Source organism: Dactylosporangium sp. CA-092794 (assembly GCF_050948465.1).
Taxonomy (GTDB): Bacteria; Actinomycetota; Actinomycetes; order Mycobacteriales; family Micromonosporaceae; genus Dactylosporangium.
Window position 1 is genome coordinate 7,384,273 of the sequence record NZ_CP192044.1, and the last position, 20,892, is coordinate 7,405,164.

The following is a 20,892-nucleotide window of genomic DNA, read 5'->3' on the forward strand; positions in this document are numbered from 1 at the left end:
TCACGCTTTCGACATGGCAGAACCGGGTCCGCCGGACAGGAATTCCCGGACGATGTGGTTGAAATCGTCGGCCCGCTCGTACTGAACCCAGTGACGGCAATGCGGAAGGACCCGGAGTTCGGCGTCAGGGATGCCGTTGAGGATGGGGCCCGCCCAGGTCAGCGGCACGGTCTGGTCCTCGCGTCCCCACACCAGCAGCGTGCTGGCCCGGATGCGCGGCAGATCCGGCGTCAGATCGCCGAAGTTCGGCGGGATCGGCAGCTCCGGGTGGACGGCCAGGCTGGACCGGTAGCGCTCGTCGATCAAGGCCTCGGTGGCCAGTGCCTCGTCGTAGACCATGAGGTGGACGAACTCGGCCATCGCGTCGCGGGACGGTCGCTGCGCCGCCATGTATCCGAACAGGTGCTCCAGCCCGATCGGCCACGGCGGAACGCTGGGCGGCAGGACACCACCGGGCGCCATCAGGACAAGGCGGTCCACCCGTTCCGGCTCGGTGATCGCCATCCGCATCGCCACCCCACCGCCGTAGGAGTTGCCGACCAGGTGGGCTCGCTCGATCCCCAGGGCGGTCATCACCCGGCTCACCGTCTCGGCGGCGTGGAACAGCAGCGGCTGATCGGTGTGGCGCGGCGACCCGCCCCAGCCGGGCAGGTCCAGCACGATGTTGCGGTAATCCGCGAAGGCCGGAAGGTTGCCGCCGAAGTTGCTCATGCCGGTGGCGCCAGGCCCGGAGCCGTGCAACCAGATCACCGCGGGTCCCGTACCGAACTCGGTGTAGCCCACTTCGGCGTCGCCAAGGTCAACGGATGTCGTCATGCTCATCTCCAGCGGTTGTATGTAACGCTCACTATAATGAGCCGTGTCAGCACGCCACAAGGAATCCGCGGGGCCCGGACCAGTGGATCTCGCCGTGCGCGAGGGCACCGAGGTGGCTACGCAGCGAAGATCGGCGGCCGCCGGCAGTTGGGTCGCCGTCCCGGCCCGGCCAGCCGGATGCCGCTGCGATCCGCGCGGAGCCGCCGCGAAACTCCCGACGTCAGATGTGGTCGAGGGGGAAGGTGGCCCGCAGGGAGGTGCCCTGACCGACGGGGCTGTCGACGGTCATCGCTCCGCCGATGGCTTCGACCCGGTCGACAAGACCAATGAGTCCAGAGCCGCAGTGCAGCGTGGCACCCCCGACCCCGTCGTCTCGAACCGACACCCGCAGGGAACCGTCGTCGAGGATCGCGTCGACGCACACCATGGACGCCTGGGCATGTTTCGCCGCATTGGCCAGCGCCTCGGCCACCACGTAGTACGCCGCGGCCTCGACCGCATCGGGAAGCCGGTTGTCCACGTGCATGTTCAGCTTCACCGGTACTGCGGAACGGCGGGCCAATGTCTTCAGGGCAGCCGGCAGACCGCACTCGGTCAGGATCGTCGGGTGGACGCCACGCGAGATCTCCCGGACGTCGTCCAGTGTTCCGGCCAACCCGGTCACGACCGCGGCGAGACTCGCCCGCGGCTGCGACATCTCCGTCGGCAGGTTCGCCTCAACCTGGCGCACGTCCAGCCCGAGCGAGATGAGGCGTTGCTGGACGCCGTCGTGCAGGTCGCGCACGATCTGCTGGCGCGCCTGGTCGATCGCGAGTACGACCCGGGCCCGCGATGCGAGCAGGTCGGCACGGGACTGTGCGTTCGCGACGGCGGTGCCGATCAGATCGGTGTACTCGGCCAGGCGGGCCTCGGCGCCGCTCGGCAGCGGATCTTCGCCCGTGGTCGCGGCTGCGACTATTCCCCACAGACGGCCCTGAACACGAATCGGGGCGCCGATCGCCGCGCGTACGCCCCGCGAATGCAGACTTTCGGCGATCGGGCCGGGGAGCCCCTCGTAGCTGTCGATGCGGGCAGGCCGGCCGGAACGCCAGATCAGCCCGGAGAGATTGTGACCGTCCAGCGGGAACCGCGCGCCGCGTACAAATTCCGGCAGTTCCCGGCCGGGTAGGTTCCAGGAAGCGACCACCGTTACGGTCCCATCGGCTTCGTAGCGCACGATGCGCGCCGAGTCGGTGCGAATGAGCCGCCCGAGTTCCTCTGCGACGGCCGCCAGCAATTCGTCCGGCCGAGACCCTTGTGCGACGAGCGTTGCGACGCGCCGCAGTGCGGTCTGCGTCTCAACCAGATGTGAAAGCTCGAGGGTGTGGCGCTCGAATGAGGCGGCCATGGTGTTGAAGGAATGTTCGAGCCGACCGATCACGGTCTTGCCGGTCTCGGGCATGCGGGTGCGCAGATCGCCACCTGCCAGCCGGTCCGCTATGAGGGACGCCCGGCGGATACACCGGGCCATGACCGAGATCCGGAATCCGCCGATGACAGCCAGGGTGAGCGTCAATGCCGCCAGAACTGCGACGGTCGCGATAACCACACCGGCTTTCGCCTCTATTCCGAATCAGTACGGCCCCCTCCCCCGTTGCGCCAGTTTACTGCGACGCGAGACCGACCACCGCCGGACAAAGTCCACACCGCAATTGGCGAGGCGACCGACGGGAATCCGGAAGACGCTCTCAACCGTTCTTGGCACCGCGGACCTGGCAGCGCCGGGCCGCCCGTTCAGGGCAGGCCCGGCGCGGTGTCTCGCGGGAGGAACGGTCTGGAAGTGACGCGGCCCGAGCCAAAATCTCGGTCTTGGACGGGTACCGGGTCAGATCGAGCGCATGCACCAGACGGCCTTGCCGTCCGGGGTCGGGCGGGTGCCCCAGCGGTCGCACAGGGAGGAGACCAGCTGCAGGCCGCGGCCGTGTTCGTCGTAGGGCGACGGGCGCTGCTTGCGGGGCAGGTACGGCAACGTGTCGTGCAGCTCCAGCACCACGTGCGTCTGGGTGCGGCGCAGGCGGAGCTGGATCGGCGGGCGGCCGTGCAGCACCGCGTTGGCGGTGAGCTCGCTGACCACCAGGACCATGTCGTCGACCACCCGGGCCGGGGCGTGCCAGCGGCGCAGCGTGGTGTCGACCAGGCGGCGGGCGTCGCGGACGGCGCGCTCGTGGGCCGGGATGTGCTGGATCACCGACTGTTCCTCGCCGGGCTCGCCGACGACCCGGGTCAGCAGCACGGTGATGTCGTCGTCCGGGCCGTCCGGCAGCAGCGTGTCGACCAGGTGGTCGGGGGCGTCGGCCAGCGGGCCGGCCAGGTCGCCGACCAGGGCGGCCAGGGCGAAGATGCCGCTGTCGAGGTCGCGGTCGCGGTGCTCGACCAGGCCGTCGGTGTAGAGGGTGAGCAGCGAGCCGACCGGCAGCTCGACCCGCTCCTCGGCCAGCGTGATCGGGCCGGTGCCCAGCGGCGGGCCGGACGAGGTCAGCGGGCGGGGCGCGGCGCCCGGCAGCAACAGCAGCGGCGGCAGGTGGCCCGCGTTGGCGTAGGTCAGGCTGCGCTCGCCCGGGTCGTACACCGCGTAGACGCACGTGACGATCTGGTCCTCGCTCAGGTCGCGCACGACGCCGTCGAGGTACTCCAGCACGTCGGCCGGCGGCAGGTCGAGCCGGGCGTAGGCGCGCACCGCCGCGCGCAGCTGGCCCATCACGGCGGCGGCCGGCACGCCGCGGCCCATGACGTCGCCCATGACCAGGGCGGTGCGGTCGGCGCCGAGCTCGATCACGTCGTACCAGTCGCCGCCGACCTGCGTGCCGGCCACGCCGGGCCGGTAGTAGGCGGCGACCTCGAGGTGCTCCGGGGCGATGGTCAGCGGCGGCAGCAGGCTGCGCTGCAGCTGGTCGGCGATGCGGTGCTCGCGGGCGGCGGCCTCCTGCGCGGCGGCCGCGGCGGCGACGGCCTGCTCGCCCCGGCGCTGCTCGGTGATGTCCTGGTTGGAGCCGCGCAACCGGACCGGGTTGCCGGCGGCGTCGCGCTCCAGCTCGCCGATGGTGCGGAAGATGCGCATCTCGCCGCCGGGCATCCGGACCCGGCACTCGTAGTCCAGCGGCGCCCCCTCGACGGCGGCGTCGATGGCCGCGTCGACGCGGTCGCGGTCGTCGGGATGCACGCGGCTGTTGATGAGCTGCCGGCCGTGCTCGTCGAGTAGCTCCGCGGCGGTGACGCCGAACTGGCGCAGGAACTCCTCGGAGCCGCGGATGTCGCCGGTGGCCAGGTCCAGCTCCCAGGAGCCGACGGAGGCCAGCCGCTGCGCCTGGTCCAGCAGCTCGCGGTTGCGCTGCAGCTCGTCGCGGGTGCGCCGGATGCGGTCGAACTCGAGGTTGGCCCGCACCCGGGCGCGCAGCTCGCGCGGGCTGAACGGCTTGATGAGGTAGTCGTCGGCGCCGGCGTCGAGGCCCTCGACGGTCGCCTCGTCACCGGCCCGGGCGGAGAGCATGATGACCGGCAGGTGCCCGGCGGCCTCGTCGGCGCGCAGCGCGGCGATCAGGCCGAAGCCGTCGAGCGCGGGCATCATCACGTCGGTGAGCACCAGGTCGGGCGGCTCCGCGCGCAGCCTGCGCAGTGCCTCGGCGCCGTCGGCGGCCTCGGTGACGCGGTAGTCGGCGTCGAGGACGCGGCGGATGTACTCGCGCATGTCGGCGTTGTCGTCGACGACGAGGACCCTCGGCGCGCCGGGGTCGGGCTCGACCGGGGGCGGGCCGGCGAACGGCGCGCCGATCCACCGGTCGACCTCGGCCAGGAAGCCGCGCACCTGGGTCGCGGTGTCGCCGCCGGCGGCCGGCGAGGCGTCGGCGGCGGTGTCCGGGCCGTAGGGGATGCGGACGGTGAACGTGCTGCCCTCGTGCGGGCGGCTGCGCACGCCGACGGTGCCGCCGTGCAGCGCGGTCAGCTCGGCGACCAGGGCCAGGCCGATGCCGGAGCCCTCGTGGGTGCGCGACCGGGCGCCCTGCACGCGGTGGAAGCGGTCGAAGAGGCGCAGCTGGTCGGCCGGCTCGATGCCGGCGCCGGTGTCGGCGACGCTGAGCTCGACGCCGTCGCCGTCCGGGACCAGCCGGACGGTGATCGAGCCGGTGAACGTGAACTTGATCGCGTTGGACAGCAGGTTGAGCGTGATCTTCGCCCACATCTCGTGGTCGGCGCGCACCGGCCGGGGCAGCGGCGGGCAGTCCACGACGAGCTCCAGGCCGGCCCGCTCGGCCGCGGACGCGAACATCCCGGCCAGCTCGGTGGTGACCCGGGCCAGGTCGAGCGGCTCGAGGCGGGCCTCCAGCCGCCCGGACTCCAGCTGCGAGAAGTCCAGCAGCGTGTTGACGAGCTTGTGCAGCCGCTCGGCGTTGCGGCGGATCACCTCGAGCCGGCCGCGGTGCGCGCCGGGCAGCGGCGCGGCGGTGTCGGCCAGGGCGTCCTCGGCCGGGCCGAGCAGCAGGGTCAGCGGGGTGCGGAACTCGTGGCTGACGTTGGTGAAGAACGCGGTCTTGGCCCGGTCCAGCTCGGCGAGGCTCTCGGCGCGGCGCCGCTCGCCCTCGTAGGCGCGGGCAGTGGCCAGCCGGGCCGCGATCTGCCCGGCGACGAGGTCGACGAACCCGGCGTAGGCGGCGTCGAACGGGCGGTACCGATTGAGGCCGGCGACCAGGAAGCCGTAGGGCCGCCCGCCGCCCGGCCGCGGCAGCGGCACGAGCCGCGCCTCGGTCGGCGGCTCCTCCCAGGCGCCGGACGGCAGCCCGGTCAGCCCGCCGATGGTGAGCGCGGCGTCGGCGACCGGCCACACGGCCGGGTCGGCGCACGGGTGCCCGGCCGGCACCCCGGTCGAGCCGGCCAGCTCGGTCTCGTCGCCGTCGTCGACGAGGAAGGTGAGGGTGAACGGCAGGTCGTCGGGGCGGGCGCCGAGGTGGCGGGCGACGGCGCCGAACAGCTCGGCCTCGCTCTGCGTCGCGCCGAGACCGGCGCTCAGGTCGCGCAGCGTGGCCATGCGTCGCTCGCCGATGACCCGGTCGGTCTCCTCGTTGACGACGCAGAGCATGCCGGCGATGGCGCCGTCGTCGTCGGTGAGGGGGCTGTAGGAGAAGGTGTGGTACGTCTCCTCGATGTACCCGCTGCGGCTCAGGAACAGCCGCAGACCCTCGTCCCAGGTGGCCTGGCCGGTCTCCAGCACGCTGCGGATCCGCGGGCCGGCCTCGTCCCAGGCCTCGGCCCACACCTCGTGCGACGGGCGGCCCAGTGCCCACGGGTACTTCTTGCCCAGCGTGTCGCGCCGGTAGGCGTCGTTGCACAGGAAGGTCAGCTGCGGCCCCCACGCCATCCACATCGGGAAGCGGGAGCCGAGCATGACCCGCACCACCGAGCGCAGGCTCGACGGCCACGACGGGGGCGGACCGAGCGGGGTCGCCGCCCAGTCGACCGCGCTCAGGTCGCGGCTGACCTCCGTGTCGCCGAGGAACGGTCCGGCCGGGGTATCGCGCATCCCGTTCAGCCTACGCATATCGGCGCCGGTTGGGCAGCGGCGGCGGAAGCGCCATCGACCGTCCGGAGTGGACGATCAGCCCCTGGGACCCGCCCCGGGCGGTGCGGCCGCCCCCGTAGCACATCGGCCGCACCGCCCAGGGCGGATCGGCGGGTACCACTAAGATCGTATATGATCACGATCGTATACGATCGTCCCGGTCGGGTGGGGCCCTGTCAACGGTGGATGTGGCGCGTGCACGCTGAGCCGTCCAAGCACGAGATCGCCTACCGCGAGATCCGCGCGCGGATCGTCGACGGTCGCTTTGGCCCGGGGTACCGCCTGGTGCTCAGCAGCCTGGCCCGGGAGCTGGACGTGAGCCCGGTGCCGGTGCGCGAGGCGATCCGGCGCCTGGAGGCCGAAGGCCTGGTCCGGTTCGAGCGCAACGTCGGGGCCCGGGTGACGACGCTGCGCGACGACGAGTGGGAGCGGCTGGTCGAGATGCTGGCGCTGCTGGACGGCTACGCCTTCGCGGCGGCGGCGCCGCGGGTGACGCCGGCCGACCTGGCCGAGGCGCGCGACCACAACGCGCGGTTGCGGACCCTCGCCGCGGCGGAGCCGGTCGAGCACGCCGAGGTGATGCTGGTGCACCGCCGGTTCCACCGGGTGCTGTACCGCTGCTGCGGCAACCGGTACGTGATCGAGTCGCTGGACGGGGTCTGGGACCGCATCGACGCGTCGCGGGTGCTGGTGACCCTGTATCCGTCGCTGCGGCTGCGGGCGGCGGTGGAGGAGCACGACGCGCTGCTGGACCGGCTGGAGCGGGGCGGGGACTCGGCGGCGGAGCTGGAGGCGTGTGCCCAGGAGCACAACCTGAACGCGATCCGCGCGATCCGGGATCATGCCGGTACCGAATCAGCGGCCGGGCAGTAAGAAGACCGGCATCCACGGGGGAAGATGCCGGTCTCGCCCTTAACTATACGACGCTCTCACGTGTCCCGCCAGTGGCAGGAACATGACGGTTTTGTCACCGCACTCCGGCCGGCACCTTGGGCACCCGCAGGCCGCGGGGCAGGGTGGGCTCGTTGGCCGCGAGCTCGACCTCGAGGAAGCTGGTCTCGTGGCGTTCGGCCTCGTAGGCGGCGTGCCCGCCGCGCAGGCCGAAGAGCCGCTTGGACAGCAGGATGTAGAGCACCGCGACGATGTTGATCACGAGCGCGCCGACCCGGGTGAACGTCATCTTCTCGGTGATCTCGTAGATCTCGATCGGCAGGCCGAGCGAGGTGGCGACGACGGCGAAGTACTCGCCCCAGCGCTTGAGCAGCCACAGGCCGGCGCCCTCGATGAGCTGGAGCGTGCCGTAGAGGGCCAGGCCGGCGGCGACGTAGAGCAGCGTGCTGGACTCGGCCTCGATGACGGTCCGGATGGTGTGGATCATCGCGGAGTCCTCGAACCTCCACCCGACCTTGTCCATGAACGGGCGCAGCAGCGGCAGGTCCTCGTTGAAGGCGCGCTCGACGCCGTCGCGGTGGGTGCGGAAGTGGAACACGCCGTAGGCGGCGGCCAGGCACAGCAGGCCCTTGATGAACCGCTCCAGGGACAGCAGCCGCAGGATGAGCGCGTCGCGCAGGGCACGGCCGCGCAGCACGATCGGCGCCGACTGGGCCGGTCCGGTCCGGTTCGGCTCGCCGATGACGAAGTCCCCGCACCGCAGGCAGCGCCACGCGGCGCCGACCGGCGTGCGGGCGTGCAGCTTCTCGCGGAACTCGTCCTCGGTCGGGGCGTAGGTCACGTGGCCGCGGCGCGCGCAGGTGCGTAGGTTCCAGTCCACGCGACCTTGATACCGCATGCGCGCCATCGGCGCGTCGTTCACGTCGGCTTTACGGCTTGCGGGAAGTCGCGCTGGTCGATGCCGGCCAGGCCGATGCCGACCGGCACCCGCGGGGAGGCGTGCTCGTATCGGCTGGTGGCGACCAGCAGGACGCCGACCAGGGTGGCCGCGATGATGCCGTCGAGCCAGTAGTGGTTGGCGGTGCCGACCACGACGAGCATGGTGAGCAGCGGGTGGGCCAGCCACAGCCAGCGCCACCGGGTGCCGGTGGCGTGGATGAGCCCGGCCGCGATGACCAGCGCCCAGCCGACGTGCAGCGACGGCATGGCGGCGTACTGGTTGCTCAGCGTGTCGGTCTGCGGCGGACCGTACACCGACGGGCCGTAGACCTCGGCGGTGTCGATCAGCCCGAGGCTGCCGAGCATCCGCGGCGGCGCGAGCGGGAACAGGAAGTGGATCAGCAGTCCCATGCCGGTGAGCCAGGCGAGGATGCGCCGGAAGCGCAGGTAGTGTTCCGGCCGGAACCAGTACATGTAGACCAGGAACGCGATCGTGGCGGGGAAGTGCACGACGGCGTAGTACACGTTGGCGGCGCGGACCAGCGCCTCGGCGCTGAGCAGGAGGTGCTGGAGATCGGCCTCGTCGGGCAGGCGCAGCGCGCGCTCGAGGTGCCAGATCAGGTCGGCGTCGGCGTAGGCGTCGCCGACCCGGCCGTCGACCACGACCCGGCCGGCCTTGTACGCCAGGAAGAGGCCGAGGACGAGCAGCAGCTCGGCCCAGGCCCGGGGACGTAACCGGCTGGTGTTCTCGCGTTCACCTACCACCGTCCCCGTGTTCATCAGCCGACGTTACCTGATGTTGCGGCCTCCGCAATATTGCTGATCGGGCACCCTTGGCGTGTCCTGCATCACGAGTTTGTTTATGCTTCAAATTTTTGAGGGGGTTTCATGAGCACTCGCGCCGATCTCGCGATCAGCGCCCTGCGCAAGGGCCACGACGACCTGTCCACCCTGGTCGCCGGCTTGACCGAGGCGCAGCTGACCGGACCGTCCGCGGCCAGCGAGTGGGACGTCTCCCAGGTGGTCAGCCACCTGGGCAGCGGCGCCGAGATCAACCTGGAGGCGGTGCAGGCGTCGCTGGACGGCCGGCCCGCTCCGGAGTTCGAGTTCAACAAGGGTGTCTGGGCCCGCTGGGACGGCATGACCGCGCTGGAGCGGCAGGCCGCGTTCCCGGAGGCGAACCGGCGGCTGGTCGAGGTCTACGAGGCCTTCACCCCGCAGCAGCGCGAGGAGCACCGCATCGACATCGGCTGGATGCCGGAGCCGGTCGACGTCGCCACCTCGGCGCTGCTGCGGCTCACCGAGTTCGGCTACCACGACTGGGACGTGCGGGCCTCGTTCGACCCGGCGGCCACCCTGGCGCCGGAGGCGGCCGCGCTCATCAGCGAGCGGGTCGAGGGGCTGTTCGGCTGGATCGCCAAGCCGGCGAACCTCGACGGACGCACCGCGCACCTGCTCGTCCGGCTCACCGACACCGGCGAGAACCTCGGCCTGCGCCTGGCCGACCCGGTGGCGATCACCGAAGCACCCGAGACGCCCGACGGCGAGCTGTCGCTGACCCTGGAGGCGTGGCTGCGGCTGGCCGCCGGCCGGCTCAAGCCGCCGTACATCCCGGCGGACGTGGCGGTCACCGGCCCCATCTCGCTGGAGGACCTGCGGGCCGTCTTCCCCGGCTACTGACCGGCGCGGTGCCGCGGGCCGGTCACCCGGCCCGCGGCACCGCCGCGGCTGCTGCCGCTACTTCTTCTGCAGGCAGAGGACGTCGCCCTTCTTGCCCTGCTCGCCCTCCCAGTAGACGCTGGTCGTGTCCGGCCACGGGTCGCAGACGCTGGAGATACCGATGGTCGACTCGATCTCATCCTTGTCGGCGACCTTGCCCAGCACCGTGAAGTCGGCGTCCGCGCTGGTGCAGTCGACGATCTTCACCGAGTTCTCACCGGTCTGGTGCAGGCAGTCGCCCGCCTTGGCGTTGCCCGCCGCGTCGCGGCTGAAGAACCAGCCGAGGCCGCCGAGCACGGCGAGCACGACCAGCAGCGTCACCAGGATCGTGATCTGCCGGCGCTTGCCGCCCCGGGCCTGTGGTGCCGGTGCGACCGGCGGGACCGGAGCGACCGGTGCGACCGGAGCGTCCGGCGGAACCGGCGGGACCTCGGGCTGCGCGGGGTTGGTCATGATGGAGCCTCCCGGATGGAATGTGTACCGGGTAGGCGTACAGGGCCGGGGCGGCAACGGCTCGCTTTAGTCCGAATTCCGACGCTGCGCCCCGAACTGTGCGCTCAGTGCTCCATCGGCCGTCGCAGGGAGTAGGTCACCGCGTGCAGCCGGTGCGGCTGACCGATGATCATCGCGGCGCGATCGTACGCCTGCCAGCCCTCGGCGCCGGCCCGGTTGAGGTGGCGGAGGTCGTTGAAGCGCTCATCCGTGCCCCAGCGCTGCACGCCGCCGGGGTGGTGGAACACCGCGTCCCAGTCCTCGAACTTGTCCGTGCCCAGCGTGCCGGCCGCACGGTACTCCAGTCGCGCGTACTCCCATTGCGTCACGCGGTCCATCATGCCGGACATCGAGCCGTTCCACCGTCACGGATTCACGTGAAGTAGCGTCGAGGGATGGAACGGCAACGCGATCGCGACGCCGCCGGGCGCGCCCGCAACGCCCGCCCGCGCGACGAGCTGGGCCGCCCGCTGCCCCGCGGGGCGGCCGGCGTGCCGACCATGCCCGACGACCTGGAGGTCACCCCCGACCAGGCGCTGGAGCAGGCGCAGCGGCTGCTGGACGAGGGCCGGCCGTTCCACGCGCACGAGGTGCTGGAGGCCGCCTGGAAGGCCGCGCCGGCGGCGGAGCGGGAGCTGTGGCGGGGCCTGGCCCAGCTCGCCGTCGGCCTGACCCACGCCCGGCGCGGCAACCCGGCGGGCGCGGCCCGGCTGCTGGAGCGCGCGGCGGCCCGGCTGTCGGCGTACCGCTCGGCCCCGCCGCACGGCGTCGACGTGGCCGGCCTTTCGCGGTTCGTGGCCGAGGGCCGCACCGACACTCCTCGGCTGCGGGCTTAGCGCTCGTCCTCGGCTGCGGGCCTGGCGTTCGTCTCGGCTGCGGGGCTCAGCGCTCGTCGACAACCCGGCGCATCTTCCCGGCCGATCGTTCGACGGCGCCCGGCTCCAGGACCTCCACGCGGATCGCGACGCCGATCGAGCCCTTCACGGAATGCGCCAGCGCGGCGGCGCCGGCGGCGGCGGTTTCGGGGGTGGCGTCCGGGCGGCGTTCGGTGCGGACGGTCAGCACGTCGAGGCGGTCGTGGCGGGACAGGACGCACTGGAAGTGGGGCGACAGGGCCGGCTCGCGGAGCAGCAGCTCCTCGATCTGGGTCGGAAAGACGTTGACGCCGCGGACGATCATCATGTCGTCGCTGCGGCCGGTGAGACGCTCCAGGCGGCGCATGGTGCGGGCGGTGCCGGGCAGCAGGCGGGTCAGGTCGCGGGTACGGTACCGGATGACCGGCATCGCCTCCTTCGTCAGCGAGGTGAGGACCAGTTCGCCGCGTTCGCCGTCGGGCAGGACGGCGCCGGTCCGCGGGTCGACGATCTCCGGGTAGAAGTGGTCCTCCCAGATGGTCAGGCCGTCCTTCGTCTCGGCGCACTCGTTGGCCACGCCAGGGCCCATGACCTCGGACAGGCCGTAGACGTCCACCGCGTGCATGTCCAAGCGGGTCTCCAGCTCGGCGCGCATGTCCTCGGTCCACGGCTCGGCGCCGAGGATCCCGACCTGCAGTGAGGTCTCGCGCGGGTCGAGGCCCTGGCGGATCATCTCGTCGAGGATCGCCAGCAGGTACGACGGGGTCACCATGATGACGTCGGGGCGCAGGTCGCGGATGAGGGTCACCTGGCGCTCGGTCATGCCGCCGGAGACGGGCACGACCGTGCAGCCGAGGCGCTCGGCGCCGTAGTGGGCACCGAGGCCGCCGGTGAACAGGCCGTAGCCGTAGGCGACGTGCACCACGTCGCCGGGGCGGCCGCCGGCGGCGCGGATCGAGCGGGCCATCAGGGCGGCCCAGGTGTCGATGTCGGCGGCGGTGTACCCGGCGACCGTGGGCCGGCCCGTGGTGCCGGACGAGGCGTGGACGCGGGCGATCCGCTCCCTCGGCACGGCGAACATGCCGAACGGGTAGTTCGCGCGCAGGTCGTCCTTCGTGGTCATCGGGAATCGCGAGATGTCCGACAGCTCGGACAAGTCGCCCGGCTTGACACCGGCAGCGTCGAAGGCGGCCCGGTAGTGGGGGACGCTGGCGTAAGCGTGGTGCAGCGTGGCCCGCAGGCGGACAAGCTGCAAGGCGGTCAGCTCGTCGCGCGAGGCGGTCTCGATCGGTTCCAGGGTGCCCGGGGCGGGGGTGACGTCGCGCACATCAACATCCTGCACCCGCAGCTCAGCTCCCGCGTGCCCGCGATCACTCCCAATCCACCGGAGATGATCTTTCTGAATCGATACAGTAGGCGCCAGGGAAAACCCCCGAAGGGGGAACCATGGAGACCGCGACCAGCCGCGTCCGCGCCGCCGTCGCCGAGCGCGCCGAGGCCCGCCGGGCGCGCCGGCGCCTGGCCCGGGAGATCGCCGCGTACCGCACGCCGGCCGAGCGCCTGGAACTCGACCTGATCCTGGGCCGGCACACCGAGGAACAGATCGCCGAGATCGACGCGATCCTGCGCGAACAGCGCGCCGCGGCGCTGCTCGATCGCTACAACGCCACGTCGCTGGACCTGACCTAACCGCCTCAACGCCACGCCGCCCCACTTCGACCCAGCCACTTCGACCCAGCCACTTCGACCCGACCGCACCAACACCACGCCGGTCGCCCACCCGAGCGCCACAACACCAGGCCGCCCGACCTCACCCGAGCACCGCGCGACCGAGCGCCACAACACCACGCCGCCCGACCTCGCCCGACCACCGCGACCCGAGCACCACAACACCACATCGCTCGGCCTCGCCTGACCACCGCACGGCCGAGTGGGGCATATGCGAAATGTCGTATAAATCCGGCCACGGAGTGGCCGGATTTATACGACTTGGAACCCTAAACTGGGTGCGGTGGCAGGCCGCTCCGCGCCTAGGCCTCCTGCATTGCGCCCGCTCACCGATTCAGCGCCGCGCCCCGACCCCGATTCGCGGCGAGCTACCACCGCCGCTCGCCCACCCGCCCATCCGCTCGTTCGCCGCTCGCCCGCTCGCCGCCCGCTCGCCGCCCGCTCGCCGCCCGCCCCGCCGCGACCGGAAGTCTCCGCGATCATGCCGGACCGCCACCGACACCACCGGTTTTTCATGATCGTGGAGAACTTATGTACCCCTGTGTACCAAATGTCTCCACGATCATGAAAAACCTGCGGTCCGGCCGGAGCAGCACGCATGATCACGGAGACTTACCGCCGGTCCGCCGCCCGGCTCACACCGACTTACCGGACATGTCGCCCGTCAGGGTATAAATCCGAAAAGTCGCGGCGCGGAGCGCCCGACTTTTCGTCCCGCCCCTGGCACCGCGGACGCGGGTCAGGAGAAGGAATGCTGGGCCGCGTCGACCGTGTCGTACAGCGCGAACACCTTGTCCAGCGCGGTGATCCGGAACAGCCGCCGCACCCGCTCGTCGGGGCACACGACGGCGAGCCGGCCGCCGGTCTCGCGGGTGCGGTTGTAGGCGCCGATCAGCACGCCGAGCGTCACCGAGTCCAGGAACGTGACCGCGGACAGGTCCACGATCAGCGTCCGGTGGCCGTCCAGCGCGGCGGTGACGGCCTCGCGCAGCTGCGGGGCGTTGGCGACGTCGAGCTCGCCCTCGGCGCGGACCAGGCCGTGGCCGCCGACCGTGTCGATCGTGAAGGACACGCCTCACCGTACCGGTCACCGGCGGCGCCGCCGGGGGCGGGTCGCCCCGACGCGCTAGTGTGGTTCGACCTGGGTCGGAAGGGGCACGATGAGCGGCGGACCGGCGGTGCCGATCGAGATTCTCCTCGTCGAGGACGACCCCGGTGACGTGCTCATCACCCGCGAGGCGTTCGCCGAGCACAAGGTGCGCAACCGGCTGACCGTGTGCAGCGACGGCGCCGACGCGCTGCGGCTGCTGCGCCGCGAGGGTACCTACGCAGCCGCCCCGCGCCCCGACATCATCCTGCTCGACCTCAACCTGCCCGGCGTCGACGGGCGCGCGGTGCTCGCGGCCGTGCACGCCGACCCCGACCTGAGCCGCATCCCGGTCGTGGTGCTGACCTCCTCCACCGCCGAGGAGGACTTCCTGCGCGGCAACGAGCTGCGCGTGGACACCTATATCGCCAAGCCCGTCGACTTCGCCGGCCTGATGCACGTCGTGCGCCGCATCGAGGCGTTCCACATCAGCGTGCAACGTTCAATGCTTTCCTGACTCGGGCCGCGTCACTGACGGACCGTTCCTCCCGCGAGACACCGCGCCGGGCCTGCCCTGGACGGGCGGCCCGGCGCTGCCAGGTCCGCGGTGCCAAGAACGGCCCGGCTCACGGCCCGGGGTCGGGCAGGGCGGCCAGGATGGCGGCGCGGGTCGGGCGGCGGTCGATCTCCATGAAGCGCTGCGGGCCGGCGATCGGCGCGAAGCCGCTGCGGCGGTACACCTCGTGCGCGTCGCGCGTGCCCAGCAGCAGCCGCTGGACTCCGGCGGCGGTGAGGTCCTCGACCATCGTGTCCACCAGCCAGCCGCCCAGTCCCCGGCCGCGGTGCGCGGCGTCGATGTACACGTCGCAGATCCAGGCGAAGGTGGCGCCGTCCGTGACCACCCGGCCGAAGCCCACCTGCGCGCCGTCCGCCAGGATCGAGTAGGGCACCGAGCCGTCGATGGAGCGGGACACCACGTCGTACTCGCGGCCGGCCGCCCAGTACGAGTCCTCGGACAGCCACCGGTGCACGACGGCCTTGTCGACCCGCGCCCGGTCGGTGCTCAGCAGGTACCCGTCACGCACGCGCTCGCTCACGCGCCGCACGATATCCACACGGCCGGCGCCGCGTCGCGGGCCAAAGCCGGGCCGGCGGACCGGCGGGTAAATTCGGCGGGTGTACTTCTCCAGTGACAACACCGCCGGGGTGCACCCGGAGGTGATGGCGGCCATCGCGGCGGCCAATGCCGGGCACGCGCCGTCCTACGGCGCGGATCCGGTCACGGCCCGGGCCCGGCAGCTGTTCCGGCGGCACTTCGGCGAGCGGGCCGAGACCGTCTTCGTCGCCACCGGTACCGCCGCCAACGTCATCGCCCTCGCCGCGCTGCTGCGGCCCTACGAGACCGTGCTGTGCGCCGAGTCCGCGCACATCGTCACCGACGAGTGCGGCGCGCCGGAGCGGTTCACCGGCGCCCGGCTCACCACGGTGCCGACCGCCGACGGGCGGCTCGATCCGGATCAGGTGGCCGCCTTCGCCGGCTTCGGCGACCCGCCGCACTCGCCGCGGCCGCGGGCGGTGTCGATCGCGCAGCCGACGGAGCTGGGCACCGTGTACTCCCTCGCCGAGTTGCGCGCGATCGCCGACGCGGCGCACCGGCACGGGCTGCTGCTGCACGTCGACGGGGCCCGGCTGGCCAACGCGGCGGTGGCGCTGGACACGAGCCTGGGCGAGCTGGCCGCGTGCGGGGCCGACGTGGTGTCGTTCGGTGGTACCAAGAACGGCGCCCTCGCCGCCGATGCCGTCGTCTTCCTCGATCCCGCCCTGGCCGAGCCGACCGGGCTGCTGCAGAAGCAGGCCATGCAGCTGATGTCGAAGGCGCGGTTCATCGCCGCGCAGTTCGTGGCGCTGCTCGACGGAGATTTGTGGCGTACCAACGCGGAAATTGCCAACCGCACGGCACTGCGGCTGGCGTCGGTCCTCGCCGGCCACCCCGGCGTCGAGGTGCGGTATCCGGTGCGGACCAACGGGGTCTTCGCCGAACTGCCCGCGCCGGTCGCGGATGCGCTGCGCGGCTACGGCTCGCCGTGGGGCCCGCCGGGCCGGCTGGTGCGGTTCATGACCGCGTTCGACACGACGGAGGCCGACATCGATGGATTTGCCGCCGTCCTTCACGCACCGTTCACCCAGTGATCGATCGTTCGGGCCGTGTGGCCGATGCCCGCTCCGCATCGGCGTTCCTACATTGACCCGGTGACCTTCGGGGGACACCGCCTCGGCATCGACTTCGGCACCCTCACCACCGTCGCGGCGCTGGCCGGACCGGACGGGTCGATCCGCCCGCTGGTCCTCGACTCCGACCTGCCCTTCGGCGCCGGCCGGGACAGCACCGGCGTCGAGCCGGTGGCCGCGGTGCTGAGCCGGGTGGCGACCGCCGCCGGTGCGGCCGGGGTCACCCCCGCGACGGTGCTCACCCACCCGGCCACCTGGCACCAGGACCGGCGGCGGCGGCTCACCGACGCGGCGCGGATGGCCGGGCTGGGCGAGCCGGCGCTGCTGCCCGCGCCGATGGCCGCCGCGCGGTACTACACCGCCGTCCTCGGCCGGCCCGTCCCGGACGGCGGCTGCCTCGTGGTGTACAACCTCGGCGCCGGCTCGTTCGCCGTCAGCGTGGTGCGCCAGGCCGCCGACGGCTTCGCGATCGCCGCCGCCGACGGGCTGCCGGACGCCGGAGGCCTGGATCTCGACGCCGCGGTGGTACGCCTGGCCCGGACCCGCACCGCGGCCGACCCGGCCTGGGAGCGGCTCGACCGCCCGCGCGGCCCGGAGGAGGCCGCCGCCCGGCTGCGGCTGTGGCACGGCGCGCGGGTCGCCCGGGAGGAACTGTCCGCGGCGCCGGTCGCGGAGCTGTACGTGCCGCTGGCCGGCGCCCTGCACATCACCCGCGAGGATTTCGAGCGCGCCGCCGCGCCGGTGCTGGACCGCACGGTCGAGCGGACCCTGGCGGTGCTGCGCGACGCGCGGGTGGCGCCGCAGGACGTGGCCGGGGTGTTCCTGACCGGCGGCGCCACCCGGACGCCGATCGTCGCCGAGCTGCTGCACCGGGTGCTGCGCATGGCGCCGGTCACCGTGGAGCACCCGGACCTCGTCGCCGCGTACGGCGCCGTGCAGTCCCCCGGCCGGACCGCGCCACCGATCGCGGCCCCGTCGGCGGCCCGCCCCCGCATCAAGCCCGCCCTGCTGCACACCCTCTCCCCCGGCGGCATCGTGCGCGGCGCGCCGCCGGTCAACGCCATGGCGATCAGCCCCGACGGCCGGCTGCTCGCGGCCGGTGGCGACGACCGGCGGGTCCGGGTCTGGGACCTCGCCGCCGGCCAGGTCCGGCTCACGCTCGAGCACGACGGCCCGGTGCGGGCGGTGGCCTTCGCCCCCGACGGCACGCTGCTCGCCACCGCCGGCGGCCACCCGCGCCGCCCGGCCCGCACCCTGCGCGTCTGGCAGAGCGCCGACGGCCGCCGCCGGCAGGCGTTCGACACCGAGCCCGGCGGCCCCGCCGCGGTGGCCTTCCACCCCGGCGGCCGCCTGCTGGCCGCGGCCGGCTCCGACGGCGCGATCCGCATCTACGACCTGGCGGACGGCCGCGAGTCCGTGCACCGCCCGCCCGGCGCCGCGGCGATCCACGCCCTGGCCTTCTCCCCCGACGGCGCGCTGCTGGCCTCCGCCGACGACGCCGGCCGGGTCGCGCTGCACCACGGCGGCCCCGTGCTGCCCGGCCACCGCGGCCCCGTGCTGGGCGTGGCGTTCAGCGCCGCGGTGCTGGCCAGCGCCGGTGCCGACGGTTCGGTACGGCTCTGGGAAACCCCCACCGGCACCGCCCGAGCCACCCTCGAGGGCCACACGGACCCGGTCGCCGCCGTCGCGTTCAACCCGGCGGGCACGCTGCTGGCCAGCGCCGGCCTGGACACGACGATCCGGCTGTGGGACCCGGCGACCTGTGCCCACCTGTTCACCCTCGACGGCCACGACGGCGCGGTGCGCGCCCTCGCCTTCACCCCCGACGGCGCGGTACTGGCCTCGACCGGCGCCGACGGCGCCGTCCGCCTCTGGAACGTCTCCGGCCGCCCCTGACCCGCGCCGGACTGAACGGATGCTCAAATCATCCGGATGGTGACAGTATCTTGGGCGTGGACGATGATCAGCGGCGCATGGACCGGCTCTCCCGGGCGGAGAACCAGCGGCGCACCCGGGCCCGGGTGCTCGACGCCGCGCGGGCGGAGTTCACCGAGTGCGGCTACCGGGACGCGAAGATCGACGCCATCGCCGACCGGGCCGGCCTGACCCGCGGCGGCGTGTACTCGAACTTCCCCGGCAAGCGCGCCCTCTACTTCGCCGTGCTCGCCGAGGACGCCGGCCGCCCGCCGCTGCCGCCGTCCACCCCGCCCGGCCGGACCGCGCGCGAGGCACTGGGCGTGTTCGCCCGCGGCTGGCTGGCCCGCCTGCCGCTGATGGCCGACGAGCCGCACAGCCCCGCCCGCCTCGGCGCCGACCTGCTGCCCGAGGTGCTGGCCGACGAGCGCACCCGGGTGCTGTACGTCCAGCTGATGCGCCTGTCCGCGGTCCTGCTCGGCCGCTCGCTCGAGCTGCTGCACCCGCCCGCCGGCCGCCGGGTCGGCGTCGCCGGCAGCGTGCTGACGCAGCTACACGGGGCGAGCCAGCTGGCGGCGGTGGGCTGGGGGTTCGTCGAGGAGTTCACCGTCGTCGCCGCCTGCGAGCGGCTCGCCGGCCTCGACCCGGAGCGCCCGTGGCTCCCGCCGCACCTCGCCCACACCCCGCGGGCCCGCCCCACCGACGAGCCCTGGGCGCCGCCCACCGTCCACGACGCCATCCGCGACGAGCCCTGGTCACCGGGCGACGGGATCGTGACGGTGGTCGGCCTGCACCGGCTCGCCATGATCGAGGAAGCGGTGCGGTCCGCACCGGCCGGCACCCCGGTGACCGCGGTGCTGGTGACCGGGGCGCCGGACGAGCTGTCCAACCTGGCCCGGCTGGTCCTGGCCGACCTGCTGGCCTGCCTGCGCCCCGCCTTCCCGCCCGCGGCCTGGCCGGACGTGCGGCTGGTGCACGACCCGGCCGGCGAACTCGCGGCGGCGGCCGGGGTCGCCGCCGTAAGCGACGCCACCGAGGCCGCGATCCGGCTGCGCGCCGGCCGGATCGTCGCCCGCGCCGAGGGCTTCGGCGCCGGCCACGCCGCCGCCTCCGCCTGATCCGCGCGACACCGCCAGCGACGCGAGGAACACGGCGTTGTCGCCGAGCCCACGCCCGACGTCGAGCACGTCGCCGCCTCCGCCTGATCCGCCCGACACCGCCAGCGACGCGAGGAACACGGCGTTGTCGCCGAGCCCGCGCCCGACGTCGAGCACGTCGCCGCCTCCGCCTGATCCGCGCGACACCGCCAGCGACGCGAGGAACACGGCGTTGTCGCCGAGCCTGCGGCCGACGTCGAGCACGTCGCCGGTGAACTCGCCGGCGTCGGCGCCAACGGGCCGGATGCGGTGCGGCACGAGACCGCACAATCATCCAAGCCGGTGCCGACGATAGGCTGGCAACCTACTCAATACTGTCGATGACGGCGACCCGCCGCGCCGACGAGGCGGCCTCCGGGCTGCGCGAAACCCGGTCGAGTGACGCGGCACCGAGCCGTCGGCGCGACGCGACCGGCCGTTCAAGAATCGGACGTTGTCCGGCGCGGCGGGCGGATGCATACCGGCAGGTCAGGCCGGGCGGGGCCGGCGCGGGAAAGGGGCGGCGCCGATCGGAACTGTTCATCGGGCGCACCCGTACCGGTCAGATTACACTCATGATCTTGTATTTATCGATGTACACCATATGTCGTCATCCCTGCCCACGAAGGGGGAGTTTCATGTCGATCCGCCGGGTGGTGTTCGCGACCGCGACCACCGCCCTCGTCGCCGCCGGCCTCACCGCCGCGGCGCCGCCGGCGCAGGCCGCCACCAGCGTCCCGCGCTTCGACCACATCGTTCTCGTCATGTTCGAGAACAAGGCCTACTCCCAGATCAGCGGCTCCGGCAGCGCCCCGTACTTCAACTCCCTGGCCACCCAGGGCGCGAAGTTCACCAAGTCGTACGCCATCACGCACCCGAGCCAGCCCAACTACATCGCGCTGTTCTCGGGCTCCGCCCAGGGCGTGACCAGCGACGACTGCCCGAAGAACTTCACCGGCACCAACCTGCACTCGCAGCTGACCGGCGCCGGGCTGACGTTCACGGGCTACTCGGAGTCGATGCCGTCCAACGGCTACACCGGCTGCTCCAGCGGCAACTACCAGCGCAAGCACAACGGCTGGGTCGACTTCGGCAGCGTGCCCGCGGCGTCGAACCTGACGTACGCGAACTTTCCGTCGTCGTCGAACTACGCCGGCCTGCCGACGGTCGCGTTCGTCTCGCCGAACATGTGCAACGACATGCACGACTGCTCGGTCGGCACCGGTGACACCTGGCTGAAGAACAACCTCGACGCCTACGCCCAGTGGGCCAAGACGCACAACAGCCTGCTCATCGTGACCTTCGACGAGGACAACCGGCTGGCGCTGAACCAGATCTTCACGATCTTCGTCGGCGCGCACGTCACGCCCGGCTCGTACTCGGAGAAGATCAACCACTACAACGTCCTGCGCACCATCGAGGGCGCCTACGGCCTGCCCGGCATCAACGGCGCGGCAAGCCTGTCCCCCATCACGGACGTCTGGTCCTGACCCGCCC

Annotated in this window: 19 protein-coding genes; 9 read left to right on the forward strand and 10 right to left on the reverse strand. The window is 72.7% G+C overall.

Annotated features, from left to right (window positions below; translation table 11 throughout):
• The 3 genes from ACQPXD_RS31465 to ACQPXD_RS31475 form a co-directional block, all read right to left on the reverse strand.
• The gene (locus ACQPXD_RS31465; protein WP_432824949.1) at positions 1-876 is read right to left on the reverse strand and encodes an alpha/beta fold hydrolase; all 876 of its coding nucleotides are present in this window, start codon (positions 874-876) and stop codon (positions 1-3) included.
• 160 nt (positions 877-1,036) lie between these two features.
• Positions 1,037-2,404, reverse strand: coding sequence for a GAF domain-containing protein (locus tag ACQPXD_RS31470; RefSeq protein ID WP_432824950.1), 1,368 nt, complete (start codon positions 2,402-2,404; stop codon positions 1,037-1,039).
• A 276-nt stretch (positions 2,405-2,680) separates the two neighbouring features.
• Positions 2,681-6,367 (reverse strand): SpoIIE family protein phosphatase, encoded by a 3,687-nt coding sequence (locus ACQPXD_RS31475; protein ID WP_432824951.1) that lies wholly within the window; start codon positions 6,365-6,367, stop codon positions 2,681-2,683.
• 234 nt (positions 6,368-6,601) lie between these two features.
• On the opposite strand from ACQPXD_RS31475, the gene ACQPXD_RS31480 reads away from it, so the two are divergent.
• Entirely contained in the window at positions 6,602-7,279 is a 678-nt protein-coding gene (locus ACQPXD_RS31480) for a GntR family transcriptional regulator (RefSeq protein WP_432824952.1), read from the forward strand.
• 94 nt (positions 7,280-7,373) lie between these two features.
• On the opposite strand, the gene ACQPXD_RS31485 is transcribed toward ACQPXD_RS31480, so the two are convergent.
• Complete coding sequence (locus tag ACQPXD_RS31485) at positions 7,374-8,177, reverse strand: DUF2127 domain-containing protein (protein ID WP_432824953.1); 804 nt, start codon at positions 8,175-8,177, stop codon at positions 7,374-7,376.
• 38 nt (positions 8,178-8,215) lie between these two features.
• Positions 8,216-9,016, reverse strand: a complete 801-nt coding sequence (locus ACQPXD_RS31490; protein ID WP_432824954.1) for a phosphatase PAP2 family protein — start codon at positions 9,014-9,016, stop codon at positions 8,216-8,218.
• Between the two features lie 108 nt (positions 9,017-9,124).
• Here ACQPXD_RS31490 and ACQPXD_RS31495 point away from each other — a divergent pair, with 108 nt between their 5' ends.
• Positions 9,125-9,916 (forward strand): maleylpyruvate isomerase N-terminal domain-containing protein, encoded by a 792-nt coding sequence (locus ACQPXD_RS31495; protein WP_432824955.1) that lies wholly within the window; start codon positions 9,125-9,127, stop codon positions 9,914-9,916.
• A gap of 57 nt (positions 9,917-9,973) precedes the next feature.
• On the opposite strand, the gene ACQPXD_RS31500 is transcribed toward ACQPXD_RS31495, so the two are convergent.
• The gene (locus ACQPXD_RS31500) at positions 9,974-10,408 is read right to left on the reverse strand and encodes an LppU/SCO3897 family protein (protein ID WP_432824956.1); all 435 of its coding nucleotides are present in this window, start codon (positions 10,406-10,408) and stop codon (positions 9,974-9,976) included.
• 104 nt (positions 10,409-10,512) lie between these two features.
• Positions 10,513-10,776 carry a hypothetical protein gene (locus ACQPXD_RS31505; protein ID WP_432824957.1) on the reverse strand — a complete coding sequence of 88 codons (264 nt, stop codon included), beginning with the start codon at positions 10,774-10,776 and terminating at the stop codon, positions 10,513-10,515.
• 66 nt (positions 10,777-10,842) lie between these two features.
• On the opposite strand from ACQPXD_RS31505, the gene ACQPXD_RS31510 reads away from it, so the two are divergent.
• Positions 10,843-11,283, forward strand: a complete 441-nt coding sequence (locus tag ACQPXD_RS31510; protein ID WP_432824958.1) for a DUF309 domain-containing protein — start codon at positions 10,843-10,845, stop codon at positions 11,281-11,283.
• Positions 11,284-11,329: 46 nt separating this feature from the next.
• On the opposite strand, the gene paaK is transcribed toward ACQPXD_RS31510, so the two are convergent.
• Complete coding sequence (gene paaK / locus ACQPXD_RS31515) at positions 11,330-12,643, reverse strand: phenylacetate--CoA ligase PaaK (protein WP_432824959.1); 1,314 nt, start codon at positions 12,641-12,643, stop codon at positions 11,330-11,332.
• A 104-nt stretch (positions 12,644-12,747) separates the two neighbouring features.
• Between paaK and ACQPXD_RS31520 the strand changes: the two genes are divergently transcribed.
• Entirely contained in the window at positions 12,748-12,990 is a 243-nt protein-coding gene (locus ACQPXD_RS31520) for a hypothetical protein (RefSeq protein WP_432824960.1), read from the forward strand.
• A 778-nt stretch (positions 12,991-13,768) separates the two neighbouring features.
• Here ACQPXD_RS31520 and ACQPXD_RS31525 read toward each other — a convergent pair.
• Positions 13,769-14,101: an STAS domain-containing protein gene (locus ACQPXD_RS31525; protein WP_432824961.1), complete on the reverse strand. Its 333-nt coding sequence runs from the start codon at positions 14,099-14,101 to the stop codon at positions 13,769-13,771.
• Positions 14,102-14,189: 88 nt separating this feature from the next.
• On the opposite strand from ACQPXD_RS31525, the gene ACQPXD_RS31530 reads away from it, so the two are divergent.
• Positions 14,190-14,633, forward strand: a complete 444-nt coding sequence (locus tag ACQPXD_RS31530) for a response regulator (protein ID WP_432824962.1) — start codon at positions 14,190-14,192, stop codon at positions 14,631-14,633.
• A 109-nt stretch (positions 14,634-14,742) separates the two neighbouring features.
• Here ACQPXD_RS31530 and ACQPXD_RS31535 read toward each other — a convergent pair whose 3' ends face one another.
• Entirely contained in the window at positions 14,743-15,213 is a 471-nt protein-coding gene (locus ACQPXD_RS31535) for a GNAT family N-acetyltransferase (RefSeq protein ID WP_432824963.1), read from the reverse strand.
• A 79-nt stretch (positions 15,214-15,292) separates the two neighbouring features.
• On the opposite strand from ACQPXD_RS31535, the gene ACQPXD_RS31540 reads away from it, so the two are divergent.
• The 4 genes from ACQPXD_RS31540 (at position 15,293) to ACQPXD_RS31555 (ending at position 20,885) form a co-directional block, all read left to right on the forward strand.
• Positions 15,293-16,306 carry a threonine aldolase family protein gene (locus ACQPXD_RS31540; protein ID WP_432824964.1) on the forward strand — a complete coding sequence of 338 codons (1,014 nt, stop codon included), beginning with the start codon at positions 15,293-15,295 and terminating at the stop codon, positions 16,304-16,306.
• Positions 16,307-16,366: 60 nt separating this feature from the next.
• Complete coding sequence (locus ACQPXD_RS31545) at positions 16,367-18,241, forward strand: Hsp70 family protein (protein ID WP_432824965.1); 1,875 nt, start codon at positions 16,367-16,369, stop codon at positions 18,239-18,241.
• A gap of 56 nt (positions 18,242-18,297) precedes the next feature.
• Entirely contained in the window at positions 18,298-19,377 is a 1,080-nt protein-coding gene (locus tag ACQPXD_RS31550; protein WP_432824966.1) for a TetR/AcrR family transcriptional regulator, read from the forward strand.
• A 656-nt stretch (positions 19,378-20,033) separates the two neighbouring features.
• Complete coding sequence (locus ACQPXD_RS31555) at positions 20,034-20,885, forward strand: alkaline phosphatase family protein (protein WP_432824967.1); 852 nt, start codon at positions 20,034-20,036, stop codon at positions 20,883-20,885.
• Positions 20,886-20,892 lie beyond the last annotated feature (7 nt).